We start from the raw sequence: 15473 nt of genomic DNA on the forward strand, positions 1-15473 counted from the left end.
CGAGATGTGCGACATTGGAATGGTGACGGAATTCACAGCTTCCGCATAGGTAACGCAGCGTAAGGAGTCGGTTCATGCACGCCGTCGAGCAATACGCACGCGCTCATATCGTGACCGACACCGCCGACTCCGCCGACGACGAACACCGGGCCGTCCCGGTGGCCCTCCGGTACGACCCGGAGACCGACCCCCGCCAGGTGCACATCACGCTGCCCGGCCCCCACGAGTGGGTCTTCGAACGCGAACTCCTCGAACAGGGCCTGCGCGTCCCCGTGAGCGACGGCGACATACGCATCTGGCCGTGCGGCCGCGTCCAGGCCGTCCTGGAATTCCACTCCGCGCAAGGGGTGGCGGTCGTGCAGCTCGACACGAAGGCGCTCATGCGCTTTCTCCGTCGTACGTACACGGCCGCCACCCCGGTGGCTCACTGATACTCAGACGCCGGCGAGTTCCCGGTCGTGTTTCCCTTCGCGGGGCTTCTCGTCGAGCGCGCGCAGGCCCTCACCCTCGACGTCCACGTTCGGCAGCACCCGGTCCAGCCACTTCGGCAGCCACCAGGCCCGCTTGCCCAGCAGTGCGAGCACCGCCGGGACGAGCGCCATCCGCACGACGAACGCGTCGAAGAAGACGGCGATCGCGAGGCCGAAGCCGATCATCTTGATCATTGACTCGCTCGACCCGATGAATCCGGAGAACACGGCGATCATGATGACCGCGGCCGCCGTGACGACCCGTGCGCCGTGTTTGAACCCGGTCACGATCGCCTGGCCCGGCTTCTCACCGTGGACGTAGGCCTCCCGCATGCGCGTCACGAGGAACACCTCGTAGTCCATGGCCAGACCGAAAACAACACCCACCATGAAGATCGGCATCATCGACATGATCGGGCCGGTCTCCTCGACGCCCATCAGGCTGGACAGCCAGCCCCACTGGAAGACCGCGACGACCGCGCCGAGGGCCGCCATCACGCTGAGCAGGAAGCCGAGGGCCGCCTTCAGCGGGACGAGGATCGAGCGGAAGACCACGATCAGCAGCAGGAAGGCGAGACCGACCACGAGCGCGAGATACGGGATCAGCGCGTCGTTGAGCTTCTGCGAGAAGTCGATGTTCATGGCCGTGGAGCCGGTGACCAGCACCGTCGCGCCCGTCTCGGCCTTGATGCCGGCGCCGCCGCCGCGGATGGTGTGGACCAGGTCCTCGGTCGTGACGGAGGACGGCTTCGAGTCGGCGATCACCGTGATCATCGCGGTGTCACCGGCCTTGTTGGGCGCCGCCGGGCTCACGCTCACGACACCCTTGAGGTCCTTGATCTCGTCATGCACCTTGCTGAACGCCGCCTTGGGCGCGTCGCTCGCCTTGGCGTCGACGACGACCATCAGCGGGCCGTTGAAGCCGGGCCCGAAGCCCTCCGAGAGCAGGTCGTAGGCGCGGCGCTGGGTGGTGGACGTCGGCTGCGAACCGTCGTCGGGCAGGCCCAGTTGGAGCGAGGCCGCCGGGACCGCGGCCGCGCCGAGGCCGACCACGCCGAGCAGCAGCACCGCGAGCGGGCGGCGGACGACGAAGCTCGCCCAGCGGGTGCCCATGTTGGGCTTGCCCGCCTTCTTGGCGGCGCGGCCGCCGCCGAGGAACCTGCTCTTCTGACCGGCCGGCTGGACCCGGCGGCCCGCGTATCCGAGCAGCGCGGGGATCATGGTCAGCGCGATGAGTACGGCGACGGCGACCGTGCCCGCCGCCGCGACGCCCATCTTCGTCAGCATCGGGATGTTGACGACCGACAGTCCGACCAGCGCGATCACGACGGTCAGCCCGGCGAAGACCACCGCCGAGCCCGCCGTGCCGACGGCCCGTCCGGCCGCTTCCTCGCGTTCGCGGCCCTCGGCCAGCTCGGCCCGGTAGCGGGAGACGATGAAGAGGGCGTAGTCGATGCCGACCGCGAGGCCGATCATCATCGCGAGGGTGGAGGTGGTGGAGCCGAGGTCGAGCACGCTGGCGAGCGCGGTGATCGTCGAGACGCCGATGCCGACGCCGACCAGCGCGGTCAGCAGCGGCAGCCCGGCCGCGATCAGGGAACCGAAGGTGATGACGAGGACGACCGCGGCTATCGCGATGCCGATGATCTCGCTGGAACCGGTCTCGGGCGTCGCCTGGAGCGCGTCACCACCCACCTCGACGGTCAGTCCGGAGTGCCGCGCGTCCTGCGCGGCCGCCTTCAGGGCGTCCTTCGACGCGTCCTTCAGCTCCATTCCGGAGACCTTGTACTTCACCGAGGCGTAGGCGATCGACCCGTCCTTGCTCACGGCGTGGGCCTTGAAGGGGTCGGTGACCGAGGTGACCTCGGAACCGGTGCCGAGCACCTCGACGGCCTTCTCGACCGTCGCCTTGTTGTCCTTGTCCGCCATCTTCTCGCCGGCGGGCGCCTTGAAGACGACCCGCGCGGTCGCTCCGTCCGCGCTCATACCGGGGAAGCGGCTCTCCAGCAGGTCGAAGGCCTTCTGCGCCTCGGTGCCGGGGATCGAGAAGGAGGACGATCCCGCGACGGGCGCGGAGGCGGCGCCGACGCCCGCGAGCGTCAGCAGTGCCACCCATATCAGGGCGGCGAAGTGCCGTCGCCGGAAGGCGAGTCGGCCGAGTTTGTAGAGGAATGTGGCCACGAGGGCGTACTCCCGGTCAGGTCGTGGAAGGGCAGGGGCTGGTGTGATCACCCGAGTGGGGGCAGGGGGGATCAGCCCGACGACGTGAGCGGCGCGTCAGGTGCGACTACAGAGATCTGTTTGTCTCTGCATGCCGGTGAAAGCGGGGAACGAGAAGAAAAGGGTGAAGGAGGTGAAGGGGTGGGAAGTCAGGCGCCGAGAGCGGGGAGGACCACGGCGTCGACGTACGAATGCAGGAAGGCCTGCGTCGGCGGGAGTTCGTCGATCATGGTGCGGGCCGCGAAGGCGCCGATGAGCATGTGCATCACGTACTGCGTCGCCGGGTTGTCGGCACGGATCTCACCTCGGTCGACACCGCGCTGAAGCACCCGGCGCAGCTCTTCCAGCTCCGGCTCGATCAGCCACTCCCGGAACGCCTTGAGCAGATCCGGATTTCCGTGCGCCGCCATGGCCAGGCCCCGCATCAGCGCGGAGTCCTGTTCCATCTGGCAGTCGTCCTGCCTGAGGGCGAGTGCGTGGAAGTCGCCCCGCAGGCTCCCGGTGTCCATGTCGGAGAACTTCAGCGGCTTCTGGTGCCGCAGCGCTTTCACGACGAGCTCGGCCTTGCCGCCCCACTGGCGGTAGAGGGTGGCCTTGCTGGAACGGGTACGGGCCGCGACGGCGTCCATCGTGAGGGCGTCGTAGCCGACTTCCCGAAGCAGGTCGAGCACGGCCGTGTACAGCTCGGCCTCACGCTCGGGTGTGATCCGACTGCGACGCACCGTTGCGGCTTCAGCCATCCCACTCACCTCTCCCGCTTCGAACGACACGGATTCGTATGCCTCTGAAGATACCTCCTGACACCAGCGAAACGAAACCGTTTCGTACGTGTGCTGGGTCACGCCGGTGGGCGAGACCCGTGACGGGGGGCCGGAACGGGCGGGGCGCACGCGTCGCCTGACCTGAACGCGCCCCCTACGCACCTCCCGTATCCCCGCCCGCGCCCACGTCCCACAACGCGCCCCCGGTTCCACGAGTTGCCGGGGCCCGCCCAGCGGAAAAGCATGGGGAGGTGAGCGACGAGTACGAGAACGCGACCACGGACGAGAACTCCCCCGGCTATCTTCGCTTTCCGCACCTGAACGGCGACCGGCTGTGCTTCGTCACCGAGGACGATCTGTGGCTGGCCCCGCTCGACGGCCGGGGGCGCGCCTGGCGGCTCACCGTCGACCGCACCAAGGTCGGCCACCCGCGCTTCTCCCCCGACGGCCGGCACATCGCGTACACGAGCTGGCGCAGCTTCGTCCCGGAGATCCACCTGGCACCGGTGGACGGCGGACCGGGCCGCCGGCTCACCTACTGGGGCAGCGCCGACACCCAGGTGTGCGGCTGGTCGCCCGACGGCGACATCCTCGCCGTCGCCTCGCACGGCCAGCCCTTCTCTTACTTCACCTGGGCCTACGACGTCGCCACCGACGGCGACCCCGGCCGCAAGCTGCCCTGGGGCCCGGTCTCGGACATCGGCGTCGCCGACGTCGAGGGCGAGCGCAAGACCCTGCTGCTGACCGGCACCCCACCGCACGAACCGGCCGCCTGGAAGCGCTACCGAGGTGGGGCCATGGGCCGCATCTGGCTGCACGGCCGGCAACTGGTCGCCGAGCTCGGCGGCCATCTCGCCTGCCCGATGTTCGTCGACGGACGGATCGCCTTCCTCTCCGACCACGAGGGCATCGGGAACCTCTACTCGTGCTCGTACGAGGGCTCCGACCTGCGCCGGCACACCGACCACGACGCCTTCTACGCCCGGCACGCCTCCTCGGACGGCACCCGGGTCGTCTACCAGTGCGCCGGCGATCTGTGGATCGTCGACAACCTGTCCCCCGAGTCGGTTCCGCGCCGCCTCGACGTCCTGCTGGGCGGTCCGCGCGCCGGACGGCGTACGTACCCGGTGCCGGCCGCCCAGCACGTGGACAGCATCTCCGTGGACGAGACGGGGCGGGCCAGCGCCGTCGTCGTACGCGGCAGCCTGTACTGGCTCACCCACCGCGACGGACCCGCGCGCACCATCGCGGACACCCCGGGCGTACGGGTCCGGCTCCCCGAGATGCTCGGCTCGGGCGGACAGGTCGCCTATGTCACCGACGCGGAGGGCGAGGACGCCGTCGAGATCGCCTACCTGCCGCGCGCGACCGGCGCCCGCGAGCCGCGTCGCCTCGCCTCCGGCCGGCTGGGCCGCGTACAGGAACTGGTGTCGGACCCGCAGGGCGAACGTCTCGCCATCGCCTCGAACGACGGACGGCTGCTTCTGCTCGACGCGACGGAGGAGTCCGACGGCGTCCCCGGCACGGAGTCCGATGACGCCTCGGGCACGGAGTCCGGCGACACCTCCGAATCGGAACTCGTAGACGCCTCCCTCACGGACTCCAAAAACCCCTCCGGCACGGAGTCCGGAGACCCCTCCGGCGCGGAATCCGGAGACCCCTCCGGCGCGGAATCCGAAGATCCCTCCGGCGCGATGTCCGGAGAAGCCGAGGTCACCGAGCTCATCCGTTCCATCAACGGCCCGGTGACGGACCTCGCCTTCTCTCCGGACGGCGCGTGGCTCACGTGGTCGCACCCCGGCATCGGACGCTCCCTGCGGCAGATCAAGATGGCACGCATAAAGGACCGTCTGATCGTCGACGTCACCAACGGCCGCTTCGAGGACGAGAATCCGGTGTTCACGCGGGACGGCCGCTATCTGGCCTTCCTGTCCTGGCGCGGCTTCGACCCCGTGTACGACGTGCACACGGGGGACCTGTCCTTCCCCCTCGGCTGCCGTCCCTACCTGGTCCCGTTGTCCTCCGCCACCCCTTCCCCGTTCGCGTTGAACCCGGACGGGCGGCCGGTCGCGGGCGGCCTCGACCCGGTCGAGGAGGGGCCCGGCGACGGCAGCGCGACGACCGTGGAACTCGAAGGTCTGGAGAGCCGGGTGACGCCCTTCCCGGTCACCGCCTCCAAGTACTCGGCGCTGCGCCCGGTCTCGGGCGGCGGCCTGGTCTGGCTGCGCTGGCCGATCTCCGGCGCGCTGGGCGAGACATTCGCCAACCCGGACGACACGACCGGCCGTCCGACCCTGGAGTTCTTCAACATCACCAAGGCGAAAAAGTCCGAACTGGTTGACCACCTGGACTGGTTCGCGGTGAGCGGCGACGGTTCCCGGCTCGTCGTCGTCGACGAGGGCGATCTGCGCGCCGTGCCCTCCACCGAGTCCGGCGACAGCGACTCGACCGTCTGGATCGACCTGCGCCGCATCCTCCACGAGGTGGATCCGCCCGCCGAGTGGCGCCAGGCGTACGAGGAGGCCGGCCGCATCATCCGCGCCTACTACTGGGACCCGAACATGTGCGGCCTCGACTGGGGCGCGATCCTGGAGCAGTACCGCCCACTGGTCGAACGGGTCGCCTCCCCCGACGAGTTCGCCGACCTGCTGCGCGAGGTCCTCGGCGAACTGGGCACCTCGCACGCGTACGTCACCGCCGCGCGCCGCAACGAAGGTCCGCCCCACTACCAGCGCTGGCAGGGCCTGCTGGGCGCCAACTTCGTCTGCCGTGACGGCAGTTGGATGCTCAAGCGAATTCTGCCCGGCGACTCGTCCGACTCCAAGGCGCGCTCACCGCTGGCGGGCGCCGGCATCCGCGAGGGTGCGGTCCTGACCCATGTCGACGGGCGCCCGGTGGACCCGGCCACCGGACCGTATCCACTGCTCGCGGGCGCGGGCGGTACGACGGTGGAGCTGACCTTCACCCCGGCGGAGGGCAAGGGCCGCTCGCGCCGGGTGGCCGTGGTCCCGCTGATCGACGAACGCCCCCTGCGCTACCAGGACTGGGTGGCCAAACGCCGCCAGGTCGTACGGGAGTTGAGCGGCGGACACTGCGGCTATCTGCACATCCCCGACATGGGCGGCTCCGGGTGGGCCCAGTTCAACCGTGACCTGCGGATGGAGGTCTCGCGCCCGGCCCTCATCGTCGACGTGCGGGGCAACGCGGGCGGCCACATCAGCGAACTGGTCGTCGAGAAGCTGACGCGCACGATTCTCGGCTGGGACCTCACCCGCGACGCCCAGCCGGTGTCGTACGCCTCCAACGCCCCGCGCGGCCCGGTCGTGGCCTTGGCCGACGAGGCGACGTCGTCCGACGGCGACATGATCACCGCAGCCTTCAAACTGCTCAAACTGGGCCCGGTGGTGGGGCAGCGCACCTGGGGCGGCGTGGTCGGCATGACCGGCCGCCATCGCCTCGGGGACGGCACGGTCATCACGGTGCCCATGAACGCCGCTTGGTTCGACGCGTACGGCTGGTCCGTCGAAAACCACGGCGTCGCGCCCGACTTGGAGATCCTGCGCACCCCGCTCGACTGGGCGGAGGGCCGCCACGCCCAGCTGGACGACGCCATCCAGCTCTCCCTCGACCTGCTCCGCACCCATCCCGCGGCCTCGCCGCCTGACCACTCGAACGTGCCCGACAGAACACGACCGAAGCTCCCCCCGCGAACGTGCTGAGCGAGAACGGCCCGACCGCCCGGAGGACACCCCAGGAACGGCCGACAGAGGGGCCGGGCGAACCGCGCCCGCACCCCCCACCCCGGCATCCCCGCCCCCCCGGCACCCCCGGGCGGCTGGCGGCTGGCGGCTGGCGGCTGGCGGCTGGCGGCTGGCGGCTGGCGGCTGGCGGCTGGCGGCTGGCGGCTGGCGGCAAATACAAGAGTGGGGTGCCCTCTTGGGAGAGGGCACCCCACTCAGGCCGAGCCGGCGAACCGATCAGGCGTCGTAGTCCTGGTCGAAGCGGTCCTGGGCCTCCCGCTGAGCGCGCTCCGCGTCGGGCATCGTGCGGTCACGCCCCATCGGGGAACGCTCGCTCGCCTTGTCCCGCGGTTCGCCCATCTTCTTCTGCTTCTTGGCCTGCTGCTTAAGCTGCTCGGCCTTGTCCTTGAACTGGTCCTGCATGCTCATGCGATTCACTCCCGTAGTGGGTGAGGGATTCGGGCCTCGACCCCCTTGTCGGGTGAGGGGGGTTCGGGCCTCGACCAGACTTACACGCAGGGACAGAGCACGCATTTCGATCAGTCACTCACCGTGAGACACCCCCGGTGGGACACCCCGGGTGACTCACGGAGCCGTGGATCTCCGCTCCTGCTCGTCGGCCGCCCCGCCGGCCCCGACCAGCCCTGTCCGCACACCACCGAGGCGCGGTTCGAACCGCCGCATCTCGCGCTGCCCGACCGCCCCGATGACGCTGGGCAGATACCCCCGGATCCCCTGCATCCCGCGCAGCCACCACTGCGCGTACACATGGCTGGAGCGGCGCTCGATCCCGGCCACGATCCGGTCGACGGCCGGCCCCAGCGGATACGTCTTGTTGGACGGCCACGGCAGCCGCTGCCGCAACTCCCGCATCACCTCGTCCTGGTCGGCGCCTCGCACCATGTCCGTGTCGGTCCACGAGAGATACCCGACGCCGACACGTACGCCCCTGTGGCCGACCTCGGCGCGCAGACTGTGCGCGTACGCCTCCACCCCGGACTTGGAGGCGCAGTAGGCCGACATCATGGGAGCGGGGGTCATCGCTGCCAGCGACGCGATCTGGAGCAGATAGCCCCGGCTCTTCATCAGCGCCGGCAGGAACGCCCGCGCGGTGACCGCCGATCCGATCAGGTTCACCTCGATCACCCGCCGCCAGGCGAGGGGATCGGAGTCCACGAAGGGGCCGCCGCTCGCGACACCGGCGTTCGCGACGACGATGTCCACCTTCCCGAACCGCTGCTCGACCTCCTGGGCGACCCGCGCCATCGCCTCGTGGTCGGTGACATCGGCGTACCAGTGGTCGCTCTCGCCGCGCAGCCGCTCCGAGACCCGCTTCAGCTCCTCCGCCTCCAGCCCGACCAGCGCGACCTTCGCCCCGCGCGCGGAGAGCTTGCGCGCGAGGAGCTCGCCGACACCGCGCGCGGCCCCCGTGACGACGGCGACCTGCCCTTCCAGGCTCACCTTGCTCATGCGCCCTCCTTGATCTCTGCGGTCTCCGCGGTCTCCGCGGTCTCTGCGATCTCTGCGATCTCTGCGGCGATCGCCGCCCGTCCTACGACGGTCTCCGCGCTCTCCACGGCCTTGCTCTCCACGCTCCCCACCGCCTTTTGCGCCTCGGCGGTCCGTGTGTACGCGTACGTGGAGACGAGTTCCCGAATCCGGGCGGTCACCAGCTCCGGCGCCTCCACCGGAGTCATGTGACCGAGCCCCGGCAGCTCGGTGCTCCCGACACAGTTCGGAAGCGCCGCCACCAGAGCACGCGCGTGCACGACCGGTGTCAACCGGTCCACCATGCCCGCGATCACGGCCGTCGGCACCAGCAACTCCCTTACGCCCTCTTCGAGATCGAGGGTGGCGAGCACGGCCGACCAGGCGTGGCGCACGGCGCGCGGGCAAGCGTGCACGATCCGCGCGCACGCCTCCACCATGACGGGCGACGAACCGGGGCCCATGGTGGCGTATTTGAGGATCCACCTGGCGACCGGCGTGACGGGCCCGAGCGGCGCGCGCGAGCCGAGTACGGCACCGGTCACCCGCGTCCGGATCCGTCCGGCGGGCAACGGCAGCACGCGCGACTCCTCGACCAGCCGCGTGCTCCCCGTGCTGCACAGCAGCGCCGCCGCCGCGTGCTCCCTGAACCGCGGCCGCGCCGAGGCCGCCATCAGCGTCATGCCGCCCATCGAGTGCCCCGCGAGCACGGCCTTCTCGCCCGGCGCGAGGGTGGCCGCGAGCACCGCCTCCAGGTCGTCGGCGAGCGCCTTCGTGCTGCACGCGTCACTCGCCGGACTGCGCCCGTGCCCGCGCTGGTCGTACGCGATGACCCGGTGGTCGGCGGCGAGGTCCCGGATCTGGGCCGCCCAGAAGGCGGTCGAGCAGGTCCAGCCGTGCGCGAGGACGACGGCGGGCGAGTGCTCGGCGCCGTGCACCTCGACGTGCAACCGCGCGCCGTCGGCGGAGTGCGCGATCAGCTCCCGCGTCGGCACGGGAGGCGCGTACGCCCCGTTCGTCTCGTGTGTCGGTCGGCTCACGCTCCTGCCTCCACCTTCTTCTTGCGGGTGCTCTTCGTACGCGGCTCGGGTTCGCCGCCGGGCTCGGCCCCGGGTGCGGTCTTCGGCGCGCGCAGCACGTCGTACTCCCCCAGGTCGACGCGGCGCGTGGCGCCCCTGAACTCGGTCGTCGTACCGGGCCACACGGTGGTGTTGACGCCGTTGGCGTCCAGGTACCAGCTGGTGCAGCCGCCGGTGTTCCACACCGTGCGCTTCATGCGCTCCTGGACCCGGTCGTTCCAGGCGTCCACGGCGGCGGGTCGCGCGTCGAGCGCCGCACGTCCCCCGAGGACGTCCAGCTGCCGTACGAAGTCGGCCATGTAGTTCAGCTGGGACTCGATCATCAGGATCATCGAGGAGTTCCCGAGCCCGGTGTTCGGTCCGATGATCGTCATCCAGTTGGGGAAGCCGGCCGCGGTGGCGCCTCGGAGCGACTTCATGCCGTTCTCCCACGCCTGCGCGAGCGTCCTGCCCTCCGCCCCGACGACCCGATCGGCGATCGGCATGTCGGTGACGTGGAAGCCGGTCCCGAACACGATCGCGTCGACCTCCGCCCTGGTGCCGTCGGCGGCGATCAGCGTGGAGCCGTCGATCTCGGCGAGTCCGGAGGCCACGACGTCCACGTTCGGCCGGGTGAGCGCCGGATAGTAGGCGTTCGACAGCAGGATCCGCTTGCAGCCGATCCGGTAGTCGGGTGTCAGTTTCTTCCGGAGCGCCGGGTCCTTCACGGCACGCTCGATGTTCCGCTTGGCCAGCCGCTCGACCAGGCCCAGTTCGTTGGGCCGCTTGGTGAACGCCTGCACCTGGAGTTCCCGGATGCCCCACAGGAGCCCGCGCCTGGCCTGCGTCGTGAACGGCAGCCGCCGGTGCAGCCACCGCTCCGCGCCACTGATGGCCCGGTCGACCCGCGGCATCACCCACGGCGGGGTGCGCTGGAAGAGGGTCAGCCGGGCGGCGTCCGGCTGGATCTCCGGGACGATCTGGATGGCCGAGGCCCCGGTGCCGACCATGGCCACCCGCTTGCCGCGCAGGTCGTAGTCGTGGTCCCAGCGGGCGGAGTGGAACACCTTGCCGGTGAACGTGTCGATCCCCGGGATCCGCGGGATCTTGGGGTCGGAGAGCGGCCCGGTCGCGGACACCACGACATCCGCCGTCAGGAACCCGCGGCTCGTCTCGATCCGCCAGTGCAGCTTCTCCGCGTCCCAGGTCATCATCTTGACCTCGGTGTCGAACCGCAGATGCGGCCGCAGCCCGAAGACGTCCGCCACATGCTCCAGGTACGCGCGGATGTGCTCCTGCCCGGAGAAGGTGCGCGGCCATTCGGGGTTGGGCGCGAACGAGAACGAGTACAGGTGCGACGGGACGTCACAGGCGCACCCGGGATAGCTGTTGTCGCGCCAGGTGCCGCCCACACCGCCGGCCCGTTCCAGGACCGCGAAGTCGGTGATCCCTTCGCGGCGGAGCCGTACAGCGGCTCCCAGCCCGCCGAACCCGGACCCGATCACCGCCACCCGTACATGCTCGTGCTCGGTCATCCCGACGCCTCCCTAGCCCGCACGACCCTGCCAGTGAACACTGGCACAATCGGGAGGGTAGAGCAGCTTCGTACTCATGGGTAGGGGTCGCGACCGGGAAAGTTACCGGGGGTACGACGTAGGGTGCGGACGTGGCCGAGGGATCAGGAACGCGAGGCGCGGGAGCGCGAGCACGGGGCGCCGAGTCGCGGACGAGCGGCACGCGAGAGCCGGATGCGCGCCCGCGCGGGGCCCGGGAGCCCGGCTCCGGCCCGCTCACGAGCGCCGACCGGTCCACGCCGGAGCCCGGCCGACGCGAGTACCGCATGGAGGAACTGGCCGAGGAGGCCGGCATCACCGTGCGCACCCTCCGCTTCTACCGGGAGCGCAAGCTCATACCGCCGCCCCGGCGCGAGGGCCGCATCGCCTGGTACGACGACACCCACCTGGCCCGCCTGCGCACCATCTCGGCGCTGCTGGAACGCGGCCACACCCTGAACGGCATCGCCGAACTCGCCGAGGCCTTCGACCACGGCCGTGACGTGGGCGAACTGCTGGGACTCGGCGAACCCACCGAGGAGACCCCGGTCCGCCTCTCCCCCGAGGAACTGGCCGACGTGTTCGCCGGCCAGGCGACCCCGGAGAACCTCGCCGCGGCGCTCGACCTCGGCTATCTCGGCACGGACGGCGGCGAGATCGTGCACATCAGCCGCCGCCTGCTCGACGTCTCGGCCGCCCTGGTCCGCGAGGGCATACCGCTCGCGGACGTCCTGACGGCGGCCCGCCGCGTACGCGACCACACCGAGGCACTCGCCGAACTCTTCACCACCCTCGTCCTCACCGGGAACCGCACCCCCGAAGACCTCCAACGCCTGCGCCCCCTCGCGAAGAGCGTGGTGGAGGCAGAACTGTCGATGGCCCTGGACCGACGGCTCCGGGACCCCCGGGGTCAGCAGGACCCCCGGGCGTAGGGAGCCCCGTCCCGTCACCGCGAGAGCGTCGCACGCAGGCGGCGAACGACGAGCGGCTCAGAGCTCGTAGACCACCGTGACCGGTGCGTGGTCGGACCAGCGCTCGTCGTGCGTCGCCGCGCGCTCCACGAACCCCTTGACCGCCTTGCCCGCGAGCCCGGGGGTGGTGACCTGAAGGTCGATCCTCCATCCCGAATCGCTGTCGAAGGCGCGCCCCCGGTACGACCACCACGTGTACGGCCCCTCGGTGTCCGGGTGCAGGGCGCGTACGACGTCGACGTACCCGCCGTCGTCCGTGTCCAGGACCCGCCCCAGCCACTCCCGCTCCTCCGGCAGGAAGCCGGAGTTCTTCTTGTTGGCGCGCCAGTTCTTGAGGTCGGCCTCCTGGTGGGCGATGTTCCAGTCGCCACAGACGACCACCTCTCGCCCGTCCGCGGCGGCCCGCTCCCTGAGCCCCTTCAGGTGGGCGAGGAACTCCCCCATGAAGCGGACCTTCTCGTCCTGGCGCTCGGTCCCGACCTCGCCCGAGGGCAGATAGAGGCTCGCGACGGTGACACCGGGCAGGTCCGCCTCGACGTAGCGCCCGGCGGAGTCGAACTCCTCGGAGCCGAAGCCGATCCGGACGCGGTCGGGCTCGCGGCGAGTGTAAAGGGACACACCCGCGCGGCCCTTGGCGGCGGCGGGGGCGTGCACGACGTGCCAGCCCTCGGGCGCGCGCACCTCCGCGGGGAGCTGGCCCGGCTCGGCCCGTACCTCCTGGAGACACAGCACGTCCGCGGAGGTCTCCGCGAGCCACTCCACGAAACCCTTCTTCGCGGCGGCCCGGAGCCCGTTCACATTCACAGAGGTCACAGTCAGCACCCGGGCACAATACTTAACCGGTGCCTCCGGCCCGAACTCGATCATTCACCGCATAGATGTACGGTAAATCGCATGAATTTCCGCCCAGTCCCGTTCGACCACCCCGACGCCATCAAGCTCAACGACCAGGTCCAGGCCGAATACGCCGTGCGCTACGGCGACGACGGCGACGCCACGCATCTGGACGCACGGATGTTCGCTCCGCCGCTCGGCCTCTATCTGATGGCGTACGACGAGCGGGACCGCCCGGTGGCCACGGGCGGCTGGCGCACGCAGGACGAGAACGCCGAGGGCTACTCGGACGGAGACGCCGAGCTCAAGCGCATGTACGTGATCCCCGAGGCCCGCGGTCTGGGCCTGGCCCGGCGCATTCTGGCCACCCTGGAGGACGACGCCCGCGCGGCCGGCCGCGTCCGCATGGTTCTGGAGACCGGCGCCAAGCAACCCGAGGCGGTCGCCCTCTACGAGTCGAGCGGCTACGAGCCGTGCGTCAAATTCGGCTACTACCGCTTCCACGAACTGAGCCTCTGCTACGCCAAGGCCCTCTAGCCGCCGGGGCGGTGTTCATCGGGCAGCGCGCCGACGACCGAGCGCGCCCGGAGACCGACCCGATGCCCACGACCGGCCCTCGCGGAGCGGCCGGCCGGGGGAGCGCGGCGGCTGGAGGACCGGCCGCCGCGTCGGCCCCGGCCGGCCGCACCGGCGGCCGGGGTGGCTTCGCGCGACCCGGTGGGCCCTCGCCGTCGGGCACCGGCCGCGGGACCGGCGACTCCCGGGGCCGCCGACGGGAGTTGCCGCCGCCGGCTTCAGAGCACGGCAAGAGGCCCGCTCCCACGGGTGGGAACGGGCCTCTTGGCTGCGGTGGGGTGTTCACGAGTGAGGGTGGCCTGCGGCGATACCCTCCGCTCGCCAGACCTTTCCCACAAACAGGAAGATCATTTCCCGGATCGTCATGCTCGCGACAAAACCCGCGTAACCCGATAGCCGGGCAACCCGCACATCCCGGGGCTGTCGTTGAACCTGGGTGACGGCAGCCGCTCACAACACGGTGAGGAACTGGCCGGGGCCCACAATGGGACGCTGACGGCGGCATAGGTCAGGGTGCTCACCCGCCGGGCAAGCCATACCGGCACGGTGGCGGCCTCCGTCACCTCCGGGACGCCGCGTGCCTGACCGGGCTGGATCACGGGTGGGCCTGAGGGCCGCTCGGCGGCGAGCCTCTGCGGATCGCGCTGATGTGCTGGGCGATGGTCACCGCTTGCTGTGAACGAGCCCGCCACGAAACGCTGTTAGCGGCGGCGTTGACCGCGCCCGGCCGCGTGGTAGCGGTACGGGAGCACACCCTGACGGACGACGACGGCACTACGTCGACCGCGCACATCCCGGTGGTTGTGTTCACCACGCACGACGACCGAACAGCGACCGGCCGGTGCCGTACCGACTCCCGTGACTCGCGGCATTCGCTGGGTGTCACGTGCCTGATCCACTACGCGCCAGCCGACCCGGCGGTGTTCACCGCGAACCCGGTCACGGACCAGCGGGCGCACGGCTGCGACCTCTTCGTCACCGGGCCCATGGTGCTGGCCGGGCTGGCGGTAACACTAGTGGGCGTGATCAACCTGCCGTACTGGGCCGCCGCGCGGCAGGAGCGGACGGCGCACGTCCCCCGATCCGCGGCCTCAGTCCATCAGGTCCAGCGGAAGCGTCTTGAACTCGGATATCTCCTGCGGGACTTGGAGCTGCTGCACCTTCGCTGACGCCACCAGCGAGTTCAGCAGGCTGGCCAGCGCCGCGGACAGCGCCTCGCCGGTGCTCACCATGTCTCCCTCGGCCAAGTACGCGGCGGCGGTGGCGAGTTTGCTGAGCACGAGCTCGCTGGCCCCGCCGAACCCGTAGGTGACGATGTGCGGGTGGCGCTTCCAGCTCGCGTCCTGCAGCAGGTCCGCGCCGTTCTGCCAGGCGTCGACCGGCCGGTCGGTGGGCGCCCCATCAGTGAGCAGGAATACCACCGGCCGCAGCACGGCGATGGACGCCGACGACAGCATCTCGATGTCGTGATCGATCTGTTCTCGGACGAGCCGACACATCGGGAGGAAGTTGGTTGCCCCGGAACAGGTGACGGTCGGCAAGTTCTGCAGTTGCTCGATGTCGGTCATCGGGGTGACTACGTGGGCGTCGGTGTTGAACGAGATCACCGACAGGTGGATGAACTCCGAGACCTGCGGGTGGGTGAAGAGGGTGTCGTAGACGTGCAGCAGCGTGTCGTTGAGCAGGGTCTCGAACCGCTGCATGGAGCTGGAGGTATCCAGGACCAGGTAGGCCGGCAGGCCCTTGGGCTTGTACGGGGTGCCGAATTCGGGCTGTGCGCTCATGATTTCTCCGCAACGTGT

The 15473-nt window shown here is 70.3% G+C and carries 13 protein-coding genes; 5 read left to right on the forward strand and 8 right to left on the reverse strand.

Translation table 11 applies throughout. The features are described 5' to 3' along the window. The first annotated feature begins 74 nt into the window (after nucleotides 1-74). Nucleotides 75-431: an SsgA family sporulation/cell division regulator gene (locus tag ACFYW8_RS32535; protein WP_365876645.1), complete on the forward strand. Its 357-nt coding sequence runs from the start codon at nucleotides 75-77 to the stop codon at nucleotides 429-431. A gap of 3 nt (nucleotides 432-434) precedes the next feature. Here ACFYW8_RS32535 and ACFYW8_RS32540 read toward each other — a convergent pair whose 3' ends face one another. Then, on the reverse strand, nucleotides 435-2651 hold the full coding sequence (locus ACFYW8_RS32540; protein WP_389085583.1) for an MMPL family transporter: 2217 nt from the start codon (nucleotides 2649-2651) through the stop codon (nucleotides 435-437). A 188-nt stretch (nucleotides 2652-2839) separates the two neighbouring features. Next, nucleotides 2840-3430: a TetR/AcrR family transcriptional regulator gene (locus ACFYW8_RS32545; protein ID WP_365876649.1), complete on the reverse strand. Its 591-nt coding sequence runs from the start codon at nucleotides 3428-3430 to the stop codon at nucleotides 2840-2842. A gap of 272 nt (nucleotides 3431-3702) precedes the next feature. On the opposite strand from ACFYW8_RS32545, the gene ACFYW8_RS32550 reads away from it, so the two are divergent. Further along, nucleotides 3703-7170 carry a S41 family peptidase gene (locus tag ACFYW8_RS32550; RefSeq protein ID WP_389085590.1) on the forward strand — a complete coding sequence of 1156 codons (3468 nt, stop codon included), beginning with the start codon at nucleotides 3703-3705 and terminating at the stop codon, nucleotides 7168-7170. A 258-nt stretch (nucleotides 7171-7428) separates the two neighbouring features. Here ACFYW8_RS32550 and ACFYW8_RS32555 read toward each other — a convergent pair whose 3' ends face one another. The 4 genes from ACFYW8_RS32555 to ACFYW8_RS32570 form a co-directional block, all read right to left on the reverse strand. Further along, nucleotides 7429-7620 (reverse strand): hypothetical protein, encoded by a 192-nt coding sequence (locus tag ACFYW8_RS32555; RefSeq protein WP_365876653.1) that lies wholly within the window; start codon nucleotides 7618-7620, stop codon nucleotides 7429-7431. Between the two features lie 156 nt (nucleotides 7621-7776). Beyond that, nucleotides 7777-8661, reverse strand: a complete 885-nt coding sequence (locus ACFYW8_RS32560) for an SDR family oxidoreductase (RefSeq protein WP_389085597.1) — start codon at nucleotides 8659-8661, stop codon at nucleotides 7777-7779. Next, a complete protein-coding gene (locus tag ACFYW8_RS32565) occupies nucleotides 8658-9719 on the reverse strand; it encodes an alpha/beta fold hydrolase (RefSeq protein ID WP_389085602.1) in 1062 nt (353 codons plus the stop codon). The genes ACFYW8_RS32560 and ACFYW8_RS32565 overlap by 4 nt, the downstream gene beginning before the upstream one ends. After that, nucleotides 9716-11272: a flavin-containing monooxygenase gene (locus tag ACFYW8_RS32570; protein ID WP_389085607.1), complete on the reverse strand. Its 1557-nt coding sequence runs from the start codon at nucleotides 11270-11272 to the stop codon at nucleotides 9716-9718. Before ACFYW8_RS32570 ends, ACFYW8_RS32565 begins: the two co-directional genes overlap by 4 nt. A gap of 305 nt (nucleotides 11273-11577) precedes the next feature. Between ACFYW8_RS32570 and ACFYW8_RS32575 the strand changes: the two genes are divergently transcribed. Then, nucleotides 11578-12222, forward strand: a complete 645-nt coding sequence (locus tag ACFYW8_RS32575; RefSeq protein WP_389085711.1) for a MerR family transcriptional regulator — start codon at nucleotides 11578-11580, stop codon at nucleotides 12220-12222. Between the two features lie 57 nt (nucleotides 12223-12279). Here the strand turns inward: ACFYW8_RS32575 and ACFYW8_RS32580 are convergent, their stop codons facing one another. Further along, nucleotides 12280-13083, reverse strand: a complete 804-nt coding sequence (locus ACFYW8_RS32580; RefSeq protein ID WP_389085612.1) for an exodeoxyribonuclease III — start codon at nucleotides 13081-13083, stop codon at nucleotides 12280-12282. Nucleotides 13084-13155: 72 nt separating this feature from the next. Here ACFYW8_RS32580 and ACFYW8_RS32585 point away from each other — a divergent pair, with 72 nt between their 5' ends. Further along, nucleotides 13156-13632 carry a GNAT family N-acetyltransferase gene (locus ACFYW8_RS32585; protein ID WP_389085617.1) on the forward strand — a complete coding sequence of 159 codons (477 nt, stop codon included), beginning with the start codon at nucleotides 13156-13158 and terminating at the stop codon, nucleotides 13630-13632. 686 nt (nucleotides 13633-14318) lie between these two features. Then, entirely contained in the window at nucleotides 14319-14840 is a 522-nt protein-coding gene (locus tag ACFYW8_RS32590; protein WP_389085622.1) for a DUF3592 domain-containing protein, read from the forward strand. Here ACFYW8_RS32590 and ACFYW8_RS32595 read toward each other — a convergent pair. Further along, entirely contained in the window at nucleotides 14763-15455 is a 693-nt protein-coding gene (locus tag ACFYW8_RS32595) for a VWA domain-containing protein (RefSeq protein WP_389085625.1), read from the reverse strand. The genes ACFYW8_RS32590 and ACFYW8_RS32595 overlap by 78 nt on opposite strands. Between the last annotated feature and the right edge of the window lie 18 nt (nucleotides 15456-15473).

This window comes from Streptomyces sp. NPDC002742 (assembly GCF_042888885.1).
GTDB lineage: Bacteria > Actinomycetota > Actinomycetes > Streptomycetales > Streptomycetaceae > Streptomyces.